Below are 15,645 nucleotides of genomic sequence, written 5' to 3'. Positions count from 1 at the left end.
CGGGCGGCGACGCCGGGGTCGGCCAGCGGGCCCGCGGGTCGGGACCGGTCAGCCGGCCGGCGGGTCGGGGTCGGTCAGCCGCGCGGCGGGTCGGGGTCGGTCAGCCGGCCGGCAGGTCGGGGCCGGTCAGCCGCGCGGCGGGGGTCGGGACCGGTCAGCCGACCGGCAGGTCCGGACCGGTCAGCCGACCGGCGGGTCCGGGGTCAGGCCGGAGTCGACGGGGACGCCGTTGTACGAGGTGCCGCGCAGGGTCAGCGTCTGCTGCACCGCGCCGCCGGCGCCGCCGGACGCCTTGATGCCGATGACCCAGCACAGGGTGTCCAGCTCCGCCCCGCTGCTGTCCTTCAGGCGGACGACGTCGCCGAGCTGCACCCTCGGGTCGTAGAGGACCTCCACGTCGCCGATCAGCGGCACCGGATACCGGCCCGCCCGCACCAGCGTCGTGGCGAGCGACTCGGCGGCGGCCTTGTCCTGGATCCACTCGGAGGCCTCGGCGATGTACTGCTGGACGCCGTAGTGGGCCTGGCTGACGGTGTCCCGGGACGTGGCGCGGCGCTCCACGGGATCCTTGGCGGGACGGGTCGTCTTGAGGTACAGCGAGCTGGAGGTGCCGTTGGCCAGGCAGGTGTACAGGGGCACGGTCAGCCGGTTGGACATGCGCACGCTCAGGACCCCTCCGACGCGGCGGGCCTCGACCTCGACGGCGCCCTTCTCCGCCTTGTTGCCGGAGGACTTCGACTTGCTGAAGCGGATGGCCGTCTCCTCCATGATCACTTCGTCGTCGTCCGTGACCGGCGGCAGGATGTCGTACTCCTCCTCGGCGATCGCGTAGTGGTTGGTGACCGTCGACGACTTGGGCACGGTGACGACCGAACCGGCGAGGGTGTCGGACTGCACCGTGCCGACCTTGGACCAGTCCTTGTACGGGATCTCGACGTGGTTGCGGCAGGCGTCGATCTCCTCGCTGATCGTCAGGGAGGAGATCTCCCTGGTGGTGGTGAGGGTCAGGTCCGCCTTCGTCGGGGTGTTCCGGAAGCGCAGGTGGTTGCGCCACTTGAAGATGCCGCGCTCGTCGAACTCGGCGGTGGCGAGCGCCGCCTTGGCGATCTCGGTGACCGCCTCCCACTGCGACCCGGACACCCGGGGTATGGACACCAGCGGCAGGGTGGCGTCGTCGAGTTCGACGGCGCGGGTCCACTGGCCCTGCTGGTCGATGGCCGCGTCGGCGGGCATGGCGTCGACGTCCGACGTGATCTGTACGGCTTCGGTGGCCATGTCGGTGATGAGCTGGACCTTGTACAGCTCGGCCGGGGTCTGGTCGGCGGTGGCCTCGGTGATCGTCCCGACCGGGCGGACCAGGTGCCGGCCCCAGTGGTCGGTGACGACGACCTGCGCGGTCGGGCGGGCCTTCGCCGCGCCGCTCGCGCCCGTGTCGATCCAGAAGCCGAGGTGCCAGACGCTGCGCAGGAGCGGATCGCGCAGCTCGTCGATCGTCCACACCAGGCCGTGGCCCGCGCCGCCCTCCGTACCGGAGTACACGCTCATCTTGCCGGCGGCGAAGTCCACCTTGCAGGAGAGATAGCCCAGACCGGAGCCCTTGCGGTCCAGTTGCAGCCGGATCTCGAAGTTGTTGCCCGCGGCCTCGGCGACGTTCACCCAGGCCTCGACGTACAGCTTCGTGCCCGGAACGATGATGCGGCTGCGCGGCGCCCACACGGCCTTGAGTCCCGTGGCCGCGGGCCTGAGCGCCATCGAGTGCGGGGCGCCCTCGCGGATCCAGGTGTAGTCGCTCGCGTCGGGGAACTCCAGGGGCGTTCCGTACGTGGCGGCGAAGCCGCCGTGCAGCGAGGCGTAGAAGACGGACAGCGGTTTGTCGACGGTGGTGAACTCGGGGGCGCGCGGCGGCGGGCAGGAGTGCAGGCCCGCTTGGCGCATGAGTTCGTCCACGCACCAGGCGGCCGTCGCGACCGGGCGGTTGGTGCGGAAGCCGACGTCGGGGCGGGGCAGGACGGCCCGTCCCTGGAGCCGCTCCGAGCCGTCGAGTGCGGTCACCGAGACGGTGTCCGTGCCGGAGGCCGCAGCGCGCGTGCGCACCCGGCCGCGGAAGGCGGGCAGCAGCCCCGCGTCGAGCCCGGCCCGGTGCACGACCGACTGGCCGGGCCGCACCACGTCACCGGTGGCCCGCTTCGCCCACGGCGAGTAGAGCGCGGGCGCGGAGACACCGCCGGTGCCGCCCGTCTCCAGGGTGAGCTGGGCGGCGGCGCTGCCGGAGAACGCCCGCATGGCGTCCGGCAGGTCGGTGGCGTAGGACCGCTCCAGGGACCAGCTCTGGATCTGGTCGGTCAGGTCGCGGCCGCCGCAGCGGGACTCGTGCGCGGTGACCCGGGACCCGGCGGCGAGGGCCGCCGTCAGCTTGTCGTCAGCCGGTTGCACCGGTCACCTCCGTGAGGTCGAGGGAGATGCTGCGGTGGGGCAGCGGGCGGCCCGGGGTGTCGGTGTACGCGGTGATGGCCATGGGCGGGCAGCCGTCGCCGGGCAGATCGGCGTCCGGGGACGCCGCGCGCAGCCCCGTGGCGCCGACACGGGCCGAGAACGCGGCGCTGTTCGCGTCGAACTGGAGGGCAGGCTGCACATATGCTGCGGACGGCGGGGCCGCGGCGGACATCCAGGTGTCGGCGAATCCGGTGAAGGTGCCGGCCGCGCTGAACCACGTCAGGTAGCAGTTGGCGGCCCGCGCGCGCAGCTCGCGCGAAACGGTCAGCGCCACCTGCTCGCCCGGTGCGACGGGGAAGCCGGGGGCGTCGCCGTTCCGCCAGCGCAACGTCCCCGAGGTGTTCGCGGGCAGGGCGAGGACGGCGTACCCGGCATCCTCCGACAGGGTCGTCCCGTCGGCCTGCCACTGGGACAGCGGGGCCTTGCCCGCCGCCGCGGCCGCCGCCAGCAGCTCCCGCGGCGCCCGCGGCGCGTACGCGTCGTCCGCCGTCAGGACAGCGCCGCTCAGCATGAGGTCCCCGCCGGACGCTCCGGCACTGCCCGCCGGAACGACGAAGGCGGCGCCCGGCGGGGCGGTGCCGGTCACCGTCGGACCGGTGGCACTCGTGGTCGAGAGCGTCCTGCCGTCGGCGGCCAGCCAGCCGAGCTCCGCCGTGCCCGGGGTCACCCGCCAGGCCGTCGGCAGGGTGAACCGCACGGTGGCGCCGGGCGCCACCGGGAAGCCGGGCCAGGGGCGCAGCGTCCAGGCGAGGCGGTCGCCGACTGCCGCGGGCCGCCACTTCCAGGTGTTGGGCAGGTCGGTCGTGCTCGGCACCAGGGTGCCGCTGCCCGCCGCGACGGCCCACTGCCCGCTCCCGCCGCCGCTCCGGCCCGAGGCCTGAAGCGGGTCGAGCAGATTGCGGGTGACGGGGTCGAGTACGGCGATGGGCCCGGGTCCGTCGACGCGGCGCGCCAGGCGGTCCAGGTGGGCGGCGTCGGCCTCGGGCAGCCGGTCGAAGCTCAGCTTCAGCTTGCGGGCCGCGCGGCGCGGGGCGTGGGTGGTGACCTGGCCGCCCAGCGAGGTGAACTGGCCGACGCCGAGTTCCGCCCCGCGCTCCCAACTCGTCGCGGCCTGCTCGATCTCGCGCAGCCTGCCGGGGTGTCCGATCCATAGATTCCGTGGCATGACGGGCCGTACCTCCTTGCTCGTTGTCCTGTACGGGGTCTTGCTCGTTGCTCTGCGAGGGGTCCGGGCCCGCTCGTCGTCCCGGGCGGCCCCGGGGTGTGGGCGACGGGCGTCCGCATGTCGGACGCCCGGGGCCCGGCTGCCACCTGCGGGCCCGCCCGCTACCTGCGGGCCAACTGGCGCTGCCCGTAGCTCACGGCGCGGGCGATGGTCTGGCTGTCGACGTCGACGTGCACGGGGCGCTCGGCGAGCCGCTCCACGGCGGCGGCAAGGCGTTGCAGCGCGGCGCCCCCGGCGGGCTTGGCGGCGAACATCCGCTCCAGCTTGCTCAGCGGGATCACGGCCTCGTGCTCGCCGCGCTCCGCGACCAGGGCGAGCGTGCCGCCGGAACGGGCCCGCACCACACCCCCCTCGGCGAGGTGCGGCACCGGAATCCGCGGCAGGTCGAACCCGAACCCCTTGCCGCCGAGCCCCGGCACCCAGCCCGGCACCTTGAACTTGATCCGGTTCATGGCGCCGATGAGGATGTTGAGGCCCTTCACCAGGGCGACGACGGGCGAACTGAAGGCGTTCACCACGCCCTTGAACAGGGGCTTCAGGAAGCGCGACGCGGACGAGGAGGCGCTGCGGATGCCGTTCCAGGCGGCGGTGAGGCCGCGGCGGACGACCTTGGCGACCTTGTCCATGTTCACGAACTGCGCGATGAGCGGGGTGAGGAGCGTCATCACCAGGCCCAGCGGGTTGGCCCGCATCGCCAGGTTGAGGCCCTTCTGCGCGGCCGAGGCGCCCTTGAGGCCCCTGCCGAGCTGGCCCATGGACCTCCCGCCCCGGTCGGCGTTCTTGCCCGCCCTGCCGACGGACTTCTCGACAGCGTCGGACTGCCGCTTCACGTCCCGCAGGGCGTTCTTCGTCCGGTCGGCGGAGCCGCGCAGCCGGTCCAGGGACGACTTCAGCCGGTCCGTGCCGCCCCGCGCCTTGCCGAGGGAGCCGTCCGCGCTGCGCAGCCCGGTGCCCAGCTTGCGCACGGAGTTCTCGCCGCGGTCGGCGCCGGTGCGCAGCTTGCCGAGCGCGGTCTGCGCCCGGTCTGCGTTCGTGCGCAGTGTCCCGAGGGCGGGGTTGGCGCTGCTCGCCGCGCCGCGGATCTTCCCCAGGGCGGTGCCCGCCCGGGTCGCGTCCGTCCGCAGGGCCGCCAGCGGCCGCTGCGCACTCGTCGCGCCGCGCTGCACGGCGCCCATTCCCGTGCCGACCGAGGCCAGGTTCGACCGCAGTCCGCGCAGACTTCCGGACACGTTGAGCACGGCCCGCTTGAGACTCATGAGTTCACCTCGATTGTGTAGGGAAAAGCGCCCGTGTGCAGGGGGAACGCACCCGGGTGTCGGGGGAGTGCACCCGCGTCCAGGAGGAACGCACCCGTGGCCGGGCCGCCGTCAGCCGTCGAGGGACCGTCGGGTGTCATTCGTCGCCCTGGTGAGACGGTTCTGCTCGTCCGTGACGCGGCGGGCGTTGGTCACGGCCGCGCGCGTGTCGGAGGTGCTGGGGAGCGCGGTCGTGCGGCGGGCCGGCGGGGTCGTCGTCGTGGTGCGCGACGGTTGCGCCGGATTCGGCGTCGTGCTCCGGGACGGTGAGGCCGGCGGGGTGGCCGGGTCGGTCGTCGGCGCGGTCGGGGCGGGCCGGTCACGGGTGAGCCGCTGGAAGAGGCCGCCGCCGATGTCCTTGTACTTCAGCCGGTGCCTTTCGAGGAGCGCCTCCTCGTTGAGTTTGATGAAGGGCGGCAGCTCCGCCTTGAGGACGTCCCAGGCGACCTTCGCCGCGACGATCTCAAGGGCGAACACTTTCCAGTCCGACACCAGGCCGGTGCCCTCCGCCTTCACGGGCGTCAGTTCATGGCCGAGTTTGACGGTCTTGTCTTCGAGCTCCGTGAGCCTGGTGTCCGCGGTCTTCGATTCCTCGCGTATCGCCTTCAATTCACGGTCGATGCGCTCTGTCTCTGGATCCTTCTTCGACATCGGTAACCCTTGTCAGTGCCGGTGAGTCCGGTCGTTGCCACGCTGTAGGGGCCGTGCGATACTGCGTCAAGTCACGGAGGGGGCGGGGGATTTGCCGTATGCGTTCGCGTTTATCGGCGTCTTGTTCACGGTGATGGGTGCGGTCGTCCAGCGAAATGACCGGAGGCTGCGGAACCTGGGGCGCCCGGCCGTCGCAGTCGTCGAGGAGCGGGTGTTCCGCCCGGGTCAATCACGGCCCACTTCGGTGATCCTCAACTTCGAGATGGAGAATGGCGCCGCGCATTCCACCTCGCTGGTTCTCACCGACGCATTCCGGTCCCTTCAGGTCGGCGATCGACTCGATATCGTCTACGACCCCGCGAATGTGAACGCGATCAGGGCGGCGGATTCCGTCGCGCGCCGCCCGACGCTTTTCGGCGACCGCATTCTCCTCGTCATCGGCTGCGCTTTTCTCGTGGCGGCGGCCGTCGCCGGAGCGGTGTGGGGCTGGTAGGAATGCTCGGCCGGTGGTGCGGCTGCCGCGCGGGGTGTCCGGGTCGCTACCCGAAGAACGTGGCGAGGTCGCCGGGACCGGGCGCGCGGGGGGCCGCATCCGGTTCCGCCGCCGGGGTGGAGTCGGCGTCCGGCCGGGGCAGCGGCTCCGGCGGCTCCAGCGGCTCCGCGTCCTCGTCCCTGTTGACCATCGCGAACATCCAGTTGGCCTCCGCGAGGCGGTCCACCGCGTGCGCCAGCAGGTAGTCCGTCACCGTCCACCGCGCCGCCTCACCGTGCAACTCGCGGTGCAGGGCGCTGTCGTCGGGCAGCTGACGGACGAGCACCGCGAGCCGCCGCGACGAGAGCCCGCCCCGGTACCAGTCCAGGAGGTCGACGGCGTAGTGGCGGAGCAGATCCGCCTCAAGTGCCTCGGCGTGTTCGTCGACGAGCTCGCCGAGGCTCAGTCTTCCCCCAGGCCGAGCCCCGTCTCCTTGCCGTAGGCGTCGAGGATCGCGGCGATGTCCTGCATCGTCGTCTCGTGCCGCGCGAAGCGCGCGAACTGCCGCTCGCCTAGGAGGAGTTCGAGAAGCCCGTCGACGTCGTTGTCGTCCAGGGCGCGGAGCTGGCGCGCGGCGGCGCGGGTCAGCTCCGTGGGCAGTTCGAAGGTGTCGCCGTCGAGCTCGAAGGACCAGGCCCGGCCGAGCGCTTCGAGGCGCTGGGCGCGGGCGGCGTTGACGTTGAAGGCGGTCATACGGTCTCCAGGTGTCGGGAGCGGGGGGGGAGGACGAGGCGCGGGACAGGCGCGGGCGCCCGGGTGGGGCAGAGTGCCCGGGTAGGGCGGGGCGCCCGGGTGGGGCGGCAGCCGGGGTCGGCTGGATGCCGCCCCACCCGGGCCGGAGGCCTACGCGTACGCCTTGTCCTTCATGATCCACTTTGCCAGCTCGCCGTTCGGGCCCTCCAGGGCCGTGAACGTCACGCCGAGCTTCAGCGCCCCGGTCCGGGTCAGACCCAGCTCCTCGGTCTCGGTGACCTGGCCGCGCGGGATGATGAAGCGGTACGTGATGTCCGAGCCGTCCTTGAACTCGATGCCGAGGGCCCGCTCGTCCTTCGCCGGGTTGCTCGGCAGCTGGAACTCGAAGGTGTCGGCGACGTCCTTCGGCGGGACGGACCCGTCCTTGGTCTGCTTGATCTCCGCCGCCGGGATGCCCATGAAGAACGCCAGCGTCTGCTTGTTCATCTGGAGCAGCTGGAACTTCACGGTGAGGTCGCGGTCGGAGTAGATGAAGCGGGCCGGGGTGCCCGACTGCCAGGTCTCGACCGGGTCGATCTTCTCCTTCTTGTTGAACTTGATCCCGTCGGTCGTGGTGTAACCCAGGTCCTGCCAGTGGGTCTCCGGCCAGGTGTCGGCCGTCGTCCGCGGGGTCGGCACGGGGGACGGGTCGGTGGCACCGGAGGGGACGAAGGAGACCGGGGCGATCAGGACACGACCGGTTCCGGCGACACGGATCTGACCGCCGTTGTTCGGGGTTGCGGGCATGCGAACTCCTCGGATGAGTGAGTGGGGGTGTTACGGGCAGGAAGAAGGCCCCGCCGGTGGATGGACGGGGCCTGGTTGTGTGTGCGGCTGGGGCACAAGCACAAGGGGGTGGCGCGTGGCGCGCGTGGGCGCTCAGGCCAGGCGCAGCCGCAACCGGACCGTCGCCAGATACCGGTTGCCCTGCGGCCGGAGATAGTCCGGCAGCCAGCGCGGACCGTCCTCCTCCGCCACGTCGGTGACGACCGCCGTGCCGTACGAGGTGCCGGCCAGCTCCAGGACGCAGGCGCGGGCCGCGAGGGCCACGCCGTGCGCCGTGGTCTTGTCGGGGCCGTACACCTCCAGGTCGAGCAGCGGCTGGTCCAGGTGCTGGTCGTCGAGGAACGCGCCGCCGACGCGGGAGACGAGGACGGCCTTCTGGGTGCCGTCGAACCCGGCGGGCGGACGGTTGTCGACCGTCGTACCCGTCAGCTCAGGACGGTTCTTGAGGAAGTCGACGACCAGCCGTTCCGCGTCGGGAAAGGTCAGGACGCTCACATGGATGCTCCCTTCACAGAGATACGGGGGCAGATACGGGGGCAGCAGAAAGCGGCAGGTCCGCGGCCCCGGGTCGGGGGCGCAGCTCTGCCGCTGCTTCAAGTGTGAGCGAGGGGGGCGCGGGCCGCAACTCGGTTGGCGGGCGGGGTGGATGGGGCGCCTGCGCAGAGCGCCGACTCTCCTTCACGCCTGCGCCCGGCCGACCGGGCACAGGCGCTCCCGGCCGGCCGCCATGTCACGAGCCGTGTCCGCCAACCAGGCCGGGCCGCCCAGCTCGACGGCCCGCAGTGTGCGACACAGCCGGGCCCGTGTACGGGTGGAGGACACCGTGGCGAGGATCGGAGGCAGGTGCAGGAGGGTGGCTTCCGCGTCCTGCCAGGCGTGGGCCGCGGTCAGCGCCGTCAGTTCGGCTGTCCGGTAGAAGAAGGCGCCCCGCCCGGTCGCGTTGATCTCGCTCACCAAGTCGCTGGTCCGTACGAGGTGCGGAATCGCTCGCGACGGATCGGCCAACGCCAGGAAGACTTCACCCTCCTGCCCGCTGATCTCCTCATCGTCAACCCACCACGCCCATCGCGGGTCCTTGGGGTGCAGGGACTCGTCAAGCGCGCTGCGAGCCCGCTCGATGGCCGCAGTGGCACGGGGCCGGTCCCCGGCGAGTGCGAGAGCGCGGGACCTGCGGATGTCGGCCAGGAGCGCGATGCGCGGCGGCACCGGGCGGCTCGTCAGCTCGTCGCAGATGGCCAGTACTTCACCGATCCGCCGGTTCTCGATGCCGTGCATCGCCAGGAGGTCGAGGGCGAACCACTCCATGCTCCGGTTCCCCGCCAGTCGCGCGAGGTGCAGGGATTCCATGAAGGCGGCGCGGGCCTCGGACTGCCGGTCGGCGTCGAACAGGAGCCAGCCTGTGATCTCGGCGAGTTCGGAGGCGACGCTGAGCCGGTGCGTGTCCTCACCCTGGATCCTCGCCACTTCGGCACGCCAGAGCTGGGACGCCGCGTCCGCCACATGGTCCCCGCCGAAGGCCTGGTCGTGATGCAGGAGCCAGCTCGCGAGACGCTGGACTTCCGCGTGCGGGCTGTCGTCGTAGTCGTCCGCGGGCGCGGTGCCGCGCGCCCGGTCGACGGCCCGTTCCAACTCGGCAAGCGGAACGGCGAGCACGGCAGCCAGTGACGCCAGCCAGGCATCCGGCAGCCGCTGCCCGCGCTCCCAGCGCGAGACCTCGTTACGGGTCAGCGTGGTCGTTCCGGTGGTCGCGCACAGCCGCTCGGCGAGCTGGGACTGCGAGAGCCGTGCCTGTTTGCGCAGTGCGGCCAGACGCATGCCGAACTCGCTCCGTGCGGTTGTCCCGTCGTCCATGCAAGGGGCCTCCTTCATCATCACGCTACCCGCGCGACCGGCCCCTGACTGGCCCCTTGCAGGCTCCTCCACCCGTACCGGCGAAGGGACTTCGACAGCGGTGGTGGCCCCGGCGACCGCGTGCGCGGCCCGGGGCGTGGCCAACTGACAAGGGAGTCGACATGGCCGAGAGTACGGGCGCCCGTCCGGGCCCGGGAAGCAGCGGAGCGGAGCGGGCGCCGGACCGTGCCCTCGTCGAGTGGTTCGCGGGCAGCCATCCCGCGCCGGGGCAGGCCTTGGCCGGATGGGCGGAGCACGGCGTCGCCCTGCTACCGCTCGGCGTACGCTTCGACGCCCTCCGTGTCCCCGGCCGCCTCGTCCACACGGCGGTCGGCAGCGACGAGCCCGCCACCGTGGGCGCGGCTCTGCGGGACTGGCTTCACGGCCCGGTCGTCCGCGATGTTCGCACCGGCGACGGCAGCGGCTGCTACTACGCACTCGTCGCCCCGTACGCCCTGTGCACCCCCTGCGCACCGTGGGAGGAGTCCGTCGGCCGGCTCGGCGCAGGCACCTACCTGGGCGTCCCGCGCATCGGTTCCCAGGTCTCGCCCGTCACGTTCTGGGCCGTGCGGCCCGAGCATCCTGGGCACCTGTGCGACCCCATCCGCCTCGCCGCGCTCCTGTCGACGGCCGAGACGCTCGACGCGGTACAGCCATGAGCACGACCGCCGACCTCGACCAGCGGGCGACCGACCTGTACCGGACCCCCGGGGGCACGTGACGTGCCCCCGGGGACGGCGGGGCCCAGGTGCCCCGCCCACGGCTCAGGCAGCCCGCCCGTGCACCGCCCGCTCCGCCGCGAACACATCCTCCAGCCGGTACAGATGGCGACGCCCCTGTCGCCCCGCCGCCGTCAGGTGCCCGAGCTGCACCCACTTGCGGATGGTCGCGGGGGACACGGCCACCTCGGCGGCCGCGAGTTCCCCGGTGATCAGCGTCCTGGCTGTCGTCTGCGCGCTCATGCGCCATCCTCCTCCGCGCCCTTCGGGCCGTTCCCCTCCGCGCCCTCCAGGCCGTTTTCCTCCGCGCCTTCCAGTACGTGCCCGCACACCGGATTCACGCACCGCACCACCGCCCGCTCCGGGAACGCCCGCAGGGACACCGAGTCGCAGGCCGGGCAGCGGCCCGCGATCCGGACGAGCTGTTCGGGATCGCCGAGGGCCCGTGCGCAGCGGCGCGCCATGCGGCGCAGCTCCTCCTCGGTGTGGGCGGCCAGGTCCGGATGCTCCCGCACGCGGTCGAGCAGTCCGGCGATGCGCCGCAGTCGTACGGGGACGGGCGCGGCGGCCAGGCGTTGCAGGCCGAGCCGGTCCCGGATCGCCGCCTCCAGTTCCACCACGCCGTCGGTGATGTCCCGGATGGCGTCCGAGACGTACAGTCGTACGGGCGCGGTCGTGCCGCGGACCGTGGCGCCCGGACGTTCGCGCAGACCGCCGGGCCCGGGGCCCGGGGCGAGTTCCACGAGGAGTTCGGGGAAGTGGCGCGTGAGCGCGCCGAGCCAGGCGGCGGGACCGGTGGGTCCGTCGGGGGCATGCCCGTTGGGGTCATTGTTCTGCTGCCGATGCGTCATCCCGTGCTCACGACCTTTCCGTTGCGCCACAGACGTCCGCCGCTGACTCCGTCGAACCAGGTGTGCGCGGGGTCGACGACCGCCTCGCACTCCCTGCGGATGGGGCACTGATTGCAGGCTCGCAACACCGCTTCGGCCTTGGCGGGGTTCTTGGTGAACACGGAGTGGTGGGGAAGGTCCGCGCAGGCGGCGGCCGTGCGCCAGTCCGCAGGGTCCGCAGGATCGCCCTGCGGGGCTTTTTTCCAGGTCAGCGACGGTAATGCAGGAGTAGTGGCAGCAGGCATGTGTAACCCCTCCACAGGTGGGAACATATGTTCGAGTATGGCGAACGAGCCCTCAGAGTCGCATGATGCGAGTGCGCACGCAAGCGGCTTTGAGGGCGGGGGAGGGGAGTCGCTGGTGGCGCAAGAGGCCCGAAAGGTGGTGCGCCGTGGGCGCGTTGACAGAACCTCCACCAATGCGTGCGGGCGCGCACACGCTTGAGTGCGCGCGCGCTCGGTACGCTGCCCTCGCGACGAGGGGAGTGGGGGCATATGCGTTCGAGCCTGGGGGAGAGCGCCCGCGGCGACCACGGCGACGGCGGCCTTGACGCCTTCGCCGGGTGGATCGAGGGCCTGATGCGCCGGCGGGGCTACGACATCGACAACCCGCGCGGCGGCGGCAAGTCGAAGCTCGCCGACGACGCCGGGGTGCACCGGGCGGCGGTCAGCCGTCTCCTTCAGCGGCAGAGCATGCCGGACCTGGAGACGATGCGGCGCCTGGCCGGAGTCCTCGGGGTGCCGCTGCGGGACATGCTGATCCGCTCGGGGCGGCTCACCGAGGAGGACCTGCCGCTGCCGGGGAACCGGCGCGTCGGCGGCGCGGAGCCGACCGGCCGCATGACGCCGGAGGAGGCGGCGCGGCGCATGGAAGTGCCCGTGGAACTGCGGGAGTTGTTCGTGAACGTGGCACGGCAGTTTCTGCCGGAGCGCGGCGGAACGCCGGGGGCGGACGCCCTCGGACGCTGAGCGGGGGAAGGGCAGGGTGGTACGGCAGATGGGGAACGTGGGGGGCGGTCACCCGCAGGAGTCCGGCCAGCGGCTCGTCGCGGAGTTGCTGGCCGAACTCGCCCGCAGGGTGTGCGAGGTCGGCGCGGAGCACGTACGTGTCGTCACCGACGAGGAACTGGAGCGGGATCGCATGCGGTGGTTCCGCGCGGGGTGGCAGGAGCAGGCTCGGGAGGCCCGAGGGGCCCGAGGGGCCCGAGGCGCTCGGGAGGCTCAGGAGGCCCGCGGGGTTGGCAAGGTCCGCGAGGTTCGAGCTTCCCGGGGCGATCGGGCGATCCGTGAGGTCCGAGGTTCCCGAGAGGCCCACGAGGCCTGGCAACAGGACCCCGGCGTCCGACCCGCCCCCGGCACCCCGGGCTCCCGCCCCGCCTCCGGGACCAGCCGCCCAGGCCCAGGCCCCGACCCCGAGCGCGAGCGCGGCGACCGCGGCGACCGCAGCGGCTGCAACGACCGCAGCGACCACCGCCCCCACCCGGCCACCCGCACCCCCGACCAAGCCCCCACCCGCGGCACCGGCCACCCCGACACCGAGAGCCCCGGCACCGGCCACCCCGGCACCGGCCACCCCGGCACCGAGAGCCCCAGCGCCGAGCGCCCCGAAACAGGCCGCCCCACCCCCGGAAGCCCCCCCGACCCCCCGGCAAGCCGCGCACGCGGCCTACCGGAGGAACCCGAGCACGGGCCGTCCCGATCGCGCCCGGCCCGTGTGCTGCGCTTCCCGGAATCGGGCGGCACCTGAACGACCGGGACCCGGCGGCACCGGAAGAGCCGGAGCCGGACGGCACCCCGGGAAGAAGCCGCACCCGGGAAGAAGCCGCACCCCGGGAAGAAGCCGCACCCGGGAAGAAGCCGCACCCCGGGAAGAAGCCGCACCCGGGAATAAGCCGCACCCCGGGAAGAAGCCGCACCCGGGAAGAAGCCGCACCCCGGGAAGAAGCCGCACCCGGGAAGAAGCCGCACCCCGGGAAGAAGCCGCACCCGGGAATAAGCCGCACCCGGGAAGAAGCCGCACCCCGGGAAGGATCCGCACCCCGGCAAGAAGCGTCCGAGCCCGGCAGCGCGGCAGAGCGTCTCGGCGCTAGCAGTTCCCGCGCACCGGCTTGCCGGAGAACCGCTCCGCCAGCCACCGCGCGGCCAGCGGTGACTGCGTGACGACACCGCTCACATGCTCACCGAGCGGGACGGTGTGCCACTCCACGTTCGCGCCCCGCGCGCACCAGTCCGTGCGGACCTGGCGGCCGATCCCGTACGGGATGAGCTCGTCGGCCAGCGCGTGGTAGAGGTACACCGGCGCGTCGGGAGCGCGCGTGCCGACCCGGGAATCGCGCAGGCGCTGCTGCCAGTCGGGCTGTTCGAGGGGGTTCCTCGTCGTCATGTCGCGGATCTTCTTGAAGGAGCCGAGCACCGATCCGTCCGCGACGCAGCTGTTGCGCAGCGCGCCGATCAGGCTCCGGCCCGCGGAGTTCAGATAGGAATCGAGGCGCAGCTCGGGGAACGCCGCGTTCTGGCCGATCGCCGCCATGAAGACGAGCCCCGAGCCGTAGCCGCCGTCGTTGAAGTCCGCCACCTTCATCAGGTCGCCGGGCACCCCGCCGGTCGCCGTGCCCTTCACCTTGAGGTCGGGGGCGTACGAGCCGTGCAGCTCCGCGGCCCAGGACGTGGCCTGGCCGCCCTGCGAGTAACCCATGATGCCGACCGGCGAGTCCTTCGAGAGTCCCGTGCCGGGCAGCCGGATCGCGGCGCGGGCGGCGTCGAGGACCGCGTGCCCCGCGGCCCTGCCCACCGTGTACGTGTGGTCGCCGGGGGTGCCGAGACCCTCGTAGTCGGTCACGGCGACCGCCCAGCCGCGCAGGGTGAGCTGCTGGATGAGGTTGGCCTCCACCGTGGTGCCCCGGGGGAAGCCGGCGCTCGGCGCGCAGTGGTCGCCGACGCCGACCGTGCCCACGGCGTAGGTGATCAGCGGGCGCGGTCCCGTGCGGCCGTCCTGGGGGACGATGACGGTACCGGAGACCGTGTTCGGGGTGCCCTTCGCCGTGGTGGAGCGGTAGTGGACCTTCCAGGCCTTGGTGTGGGTGGGCTGGCCCGGCAGCGGGTGGAAGGCGCTCGGCTCGGAGCTGACGATGTCGCCGGGCGCGGCGGCGGCCACGGTGTCGTCGGCGCGCGCCGGGTCGTCGGCGTGCGCGACGGTCGTGAGGGTCGCGGCCGACAGGCCCGCGGCGGCGACCAGGGCAAGGACTGCTCTGAAGCTCGTGCGTACGTGCATGGGGCTCTCCCAACGGTTCGTGGGGGATGGAGAAACAGAGGGACGGAGCGATGGGGGGATGAGGGAGTCGACCGTACGACCGTAGTGACCGGCGAGTAAGAAAGGGGCTGACGCGAACGCTCAGCTTTGCTGACCCGACCCGTCGGCGGCCCGATAGGCCCCAGGCGTAGTTCCCGTCCAGCGCCTGAACGCCCGGTGGAACGCCGTGTCCTCGGAGAACCCGAGCCGTGCCGCGAGGTGCGCGATCGGCTCGTTCCCCTCGGCGAGCCCGGCGATCGCCGCGTCCCGCCGCACCGCGTCCTTCAGTTGCCGGTACGACGTGGACTCCCGGGCGAGCCGCCGCCGCAGTGTCGCCGGGCTCACCGCGAGCCGCGCCGCGATCTCGCCGAGCGACGGGAGCCGCGGCGAGGTCCGCAGCGCCACCGCGAGCACCCGCCGCACCTGTTCGGCGACCGTCGTCCCGTAGTCCCGGCGCGAGAGCAGGTCGAACGGCGCCCGGCGCAGCATCGCCGCGAGCGCGTCCTCGTCCCGCACCAGCGGCGCGGCCAGCCAGTGCGCGTCGAACCCGGTGCCGGTGCGGGCCGCGCCGAAGCGGACCGGGCAGCCGAAGAGCAGCTCGTACTCGTCCTTGTGCGGGGGCGGCGGATGCCCGAAGTCGGCCCAGCGCAGCACGATGCGGCGGCCGATCAGCCAGCTGCACAGCCGGTGCCAGACGACGACCAGGCACTCGGCGAGGAAGAAGTCCTGGTCGAGGTCGTTGCGTACGGTGAGGACGACGCCGTCCCGCGTCCGCGTCACGGCGAGGTCGGGGCCGCCGGGGAACAGCCCGTAGAACGTCACACCGCGTTCCATCGCCGCACCCAGATCGCGGCAGCCCAGAGCGGCGTGGCACATCATCGCGAAGGTGCCGGGCCTGCTCGGCGAGGAGCCGAGGCCGAGGAACTCGTCGTCCGTGGCCCGGTACAACTCGCGGAAGAGACGCGCGAACTGGGCGGCCGTGACGCGCGCCCGGTCGTCCCCGAGCAGCAGCGGCGGTATCTGCGCGGCCTGTAGCAGCGGCACGGTGTCGACGCCGACGCGCTCGGCGCCGCGCAGCACGGCCCGTACATGGTGCACGGTGATCGTCCGCCTGGCCATGACCATGACCATGACGTTAGCCGTC

Annotated in this window: 18 protein-coding genes; 4 read left to right on the top strand and 14 right to left on the bottom strand. The window is 72.7% G+C overall.

Annotation, left to right across the window (positions count from 1 at the left end):
• Window positions 1-180: 180 nt before the first annotated feature.
• The 4 genes from GPA10_RS03635 to GPA10_RS03620 form a co-directional block, all read right to left on the bottom strand.
• The gene (locus GPA10_RS03635; RefSeq protein ID WP_157164077.1) at window positions 181-2,433 is read right to left on the bottom strand and encodes a hypothetical protein; all 2,253 of its coding nucleotides are present in this window, start codon (window positions 2,431-2,433) and stop codon (window positions 181-183) included.
• Complete coding sequence (locus tag GPA10_RS03630; protein WP_157164076.1) at window positions 2,420-3,658, bottom strand: hypothetical protein; 1,239 nt, start codon at window positions 3,656-3,658, stop codon at window positions 2,420-2,422. The genes GPA10_RS03635 and GPA10_RS03630 overlap by 14 nt, the downstream gene beginning before the upstream one ends.
• A 161-nt stretch (window positions 3,659-3,819) precedes the next feature.
• Window positions 3,820-4,974 (bottom strand): hypothetical protein, encoded by a 1,155-nt coding sequence (locus GPA10_RS03625; protein WP_246258652.1) that lies wholly within the window; start codon window positions 4,972-4,974, stop codon window positions 3,820-3,822.
• Between the two features lie 111 nt (window positions 4,975-5,085).
• Window positions 5,086-5,664: a hypothetical protein gene (locus tag GPA10_RS03620; protein ID WP_157164075.1), complete on the bottom strand. Its 579-nt coding sequence runs from the start codon at window positions 5,662-5,664 to the stop codon at window positions 5,086-5,088.
• Between the two features lie 91 nt (window positions 5,665-5,755).
• Here GPA10_RS03620 and GPA10_RS03615 point away from each other — a divergent pair, with 91 nt between their 5' ends.
• A complete protein-coding gene (locus tag GPA10_RS03615) occupies window positions 5,756-6,157 on the top strand; it encodes a DUF3592 domain-containing protein (RefSeq protein WP_157164074.1) in 402 nt (133 codons plus the stop codon).
• A 46-nt stretch (window positions 6,158-6,203) separates the two neighbouring features.
• Here GPA10_RS03615 and GPA10_RS03610 read toward each other — a convergent pair whose 3' ends face one another.
• The 5 genes from GPA10_RS03610 to GPA10_RS03590 all read right to left on the bottom strand — a co-directional run bounded on the left by GPA10_RS03610 (window position 6,204) and on the right by GPA10_RS03590 (window position 9,565).
• Window positions 6,204-6,482, bottom strand: coding sequence for a hypothetical protein (locus GPA10_RS03610; protein ID WP_425505653.1), 279 nt, complete (start codon window positions 6,480-6,482; stop codon window positions 6,204-6,206).
• 116 nt (window positions 6,483-6,598) lie between these two features.
• Window positions 6,599-6,889 carry a hypothetical protein gene (locus tag GPA10_RS03605; RefSeq protein WP_157164073.1) on the bottom strand — a complete coding sequence of 97 codons (291 nt, stop codon included), beginning with the start codon at window positions 6,887-6,889 and terminating at the stop codon, window positions 6,599-6,601.
• 150 nt (window positions 6,890-7,039) lie between these two features.
• Window positions 7,040-7,675 carry a phage tail tube protein gene (locus tag GPA10_RS03600; protein WP_157164072.1) on the bottom strand — a complete coding sequence of 212 codons (636 nt, stop codon included), beginning with the start codon at window positions 7,673-7,675 and terminating at the stop codon, window positions 7,040-7,042.
• 132 nt (window positions 7,676-7,807) lie between these two features.
• The gene (locus GPA10_RS03595) at window positions 7,808-8,209 is read right to left on the bottom strand and encodes a hypothetical protein (protein WP_343040256.1); all 402 of its coding nucleotides are present in this window, start codon (window positions 8,207-8,209) and stop codon (window positions 7,808-7,810) included.
• A gap of 183 nt (window positions 8,210-8,392) precedes the next feature.
• A complete protein-coding gene (locus GPA10_RS03590; protein ID WP_157164071.1) occupies window positions 8,393-9,565 on the bottom strand; it encodes a helix-turn-helix domain-containing protein in 1,173 nt (390 codons plus the stop codon).
• A gap of 161 nt (window positions 9,566-9,726) precedes the next feature.
• Between GPA10_RS03590 and GPA10_RS03585 the strand changes: the two genes are divergently transcribed.
• Window positions 9,727-10,263, top strand: coding sequence for a hypothetical protein (locus tag GPA10_RS03585; RefSeq protein WP_246258648.1), 537 nt, complete (start codon window positions 9,727-9,729; stop codon window positions 10,261-10,263).
• A 105-nt stretch (window positions 10,264-10,368) separates the two neighbouring features.
• On the opposite strand, the gene GPA10_RS03580 is transcribed toward GPA10_RS03585, so the two are convergent.
• The 3 genes from GPA10_RS03580 to GPA10_RS43585 are packed head-to-tail and all read right to left on the bottom strand — an operon-like array spanning window position 10,369 to window position 11,458.
• Entirely contained in the window at window positions 10,369-10,566 is a 198-nt protein-coding gene (locus GPA10_RS03580) for a MerR family transcriptional regulator (protein ID WP_058848007.1), read from the bottom strand.
• Window positions 10,563-11,174 (bottom strand): hypothetical protein, encoded by a 612-nt coding sequence (locus GPA10_RS03575; RefSeq protein WP_157164070.1) that lies wholly within the window; start codon window positions 11,172-11,174, stop codon window positions 10,563-10,565. Before GPA10_RS03575 ends, GPA10_RS03580 begins: the two co-directional genes overlap by 4 nt.
• Complete coding sequence (locus GPA10_RS43585) at window positions 11,171-11,458, bottom strand: WhiB family transcriptional regulator (RefSeq protein ID WP_198351490.1); 288 nt, start codon at window positions 11,456-11,458, stop codon at window positions 11,171-11,173. Before GPA10_RS43585 ends, GPA10_RS03575 begins: the two co-directional genes overlap by 4 nt.
• Before the next feature lie 249 nt (window positions 11,459-11,707).
• Here GPA10_RS43585 and GPA10_RS03565 point away from each other — a divergent pair, with 249 nt between their 5' ends.
• Both GPA10_RS03565 and GPA10_RS03560 read left to right on the top strand, forming a co-directional pair.
• The gene (locus GPA10_RS03565) at window positions 11,708-12,181 is read left to right on the top strand and encodes a helix-turn-helix domain-containing protein (RefSeq protein ID WP_058848009.1); all 474 of its coding nucleotides are present in this window, start codon (window positions 11,708-11,710) and stop codon (window positions 12,179-12,181) included.
• Window positions 12,182-12,209: 28 nt separating this feature from the next.
• Entirely contained in the window at window positions 12,210-12,959 is a 750-nt protein-coding gene (locus tag GPA10_RS03560) for a chromosomal replication initiator protein DnaA (protein ID WP_157164069.1), read from the top strand.
• Window positions 12,960-13,298: 339 nt separating this feature from the next.
• Here GPA10_RS03560 and GPA10_RS03555 read toward each other — a convergent pair whose 3' ends face one another.
• Both GPA10_RS03555 and GPA10_RS03550 read right to left on the bottom strand, forming a co-directional pair.
• Window positions 13,299-14,483 carry a lipase family protein gene (locus GPA10_RS03555; RefSeq protein WP_157164068.1) on the bottom strand — a complete coding sequence of 395 codons (1,185 nt, stop codon included), beginning with the start codon at window positions 14,481-14,483 and terminating at the stop codon, window positions 13,299-13,301.
• 120 nt (window positions 14,484-14,603) lie between these two features.
• Window positions 14,604-15,620: an AraC family transcriptional regulator gene (locus GPA10_RS03550; RefSeq protein WP_198351499.1), complete on the bottom strand. Its 1,017-nt coding sequence runs from the start codon at window positions 15,618-15,620 to the stop codon at window positions 14,604-14,606.
• Between the last annotated feature and the right edge of the window lie 25 nt (window positions 15,621-15,645).

Origin of the sequence: Streptomyces typhae (assembly GCF_009755605.1) — a bacterium.
Taxonomy (GTDB): domain Bacteria; phylum Actinomycetota; class Actinomycetes; order Streptomycetales; family Streptomycetaceae; genus Streptomyces; species Streptomyces typhae.
The sequence above is the reverse complement of the archived record's forward strand: the minus strand, read 5'-3'. Positions and strand labels throughout refer to the sequence as shown.

What these genes read in the sequence shown, in the direction of transcription:
- GPA10_RS03630 (WP_157164076.1), bottom strand. Translation starts at nt 3,658, where the DNA reads ATGCCACGGAATCTATGGATCGGACACCCCGGCAGGCTGCGCGAGATC.
- GPA10_RS03590 (WP_157164071.1), bottom strand. Translation starts at nt 9,565, where the DNA reads ATGGACGACGGGACAACCGCACGGAGCGAGTTCGGCATGCGTCTGGCC.
- GPA10_RS03555 (WP_157164068.1), bottom strand. Translation starts at nt 14,483, where the DNA reads ATGCACGTACGCACGAGCTTCAGAGCAGTCCTTGCCCTGGTCGCCGCC.
- GPA10_RS03605 (WP_157164073.1), bottom strand. Translation starts at nt 6,889, where the DNA reads ATGACCGCCTTCAACGTCAACGCCGCCCGCGCCCAGCGCCTCGAAGCG.
- GPA10_RS03575 (WP_157164070.1), bottom strand. Translation starts at nt 11,174, where the DNA reads ATGACGCATCGGCAGCAGAACAATGACCCCAACGGGCATGCCCCCGAC.
- GPA10_RS03600 (WP_157164072.1), bottom strand. Translation starts at nt 7,675, where the DNA reads ATGCCCGCAACCCCGAACAACGGCGGTCAGATCCGTGTCGCCGGAACC.
- GPA10_RS03565 (WP_058848009.1), top strand. Translation starts at nt 11,708, where the DNA reads ATGCGTTCGAGCCTGGGGGAGAGCGCCCGCGGCGACCACGGCGACGGC.
- GPA10_RS03620 (WP_157164075.1), bottom strand. Translation starts at nt 5,664, where the DNA reads ATGTCGAAGAAGGATCCAGAGACAGAGCGCATCGACCGTGAATTGAAG.
- GPA10_RS03550 (WP_198351499.1), bottom strand. Translation starts at nt 15,620, where the DNA reads ATGGCCAGGCGGACGATCACCGTGCACCATGTACGGGCCGTGCTGCGC.
- GPA10_RS03580 (WP_058848007.1), bottom strand. Translation starts at nt 10,566, where the DNA reads ATGAGCGCGCAGACGACAGCCAGGACGCTGATCACCGGGGAACTCGCG.
- GPA10_RS03560 (WP_157164069.1), top strand. Translation starts at nt 12,210, where the DNA reads ATGGGGAACGTGGGGGGCGGTCACCCGCAGGAGTCCGGCCAGCGGCTC.
- GPA10_RS43585 (WP_198351490.1), bottom strand. Translation starts at nt 11,458, where the DNA reads ATGCCTGCTGCCACTACTCCTGCATTACCGTCGCTGACCTGGAAAAAA.
- GPA10_RS03585 (WP_246258648.1), top strand. Translation starts at nt 9,727, where the DNA reads ATGGCCGAGAGTACGGGCGCCCGTCCGGGCCCGGGAAGCAGCGGAGCG.
- GPA10_RS03625 (WP_246258652.1), bottom strand. Translation starts at nt 4,974, where the DNA reads ATGAGTCTCAAGCGGGCCGTGCTCAACGTGTCCGGAAGTCTGCGCGGA.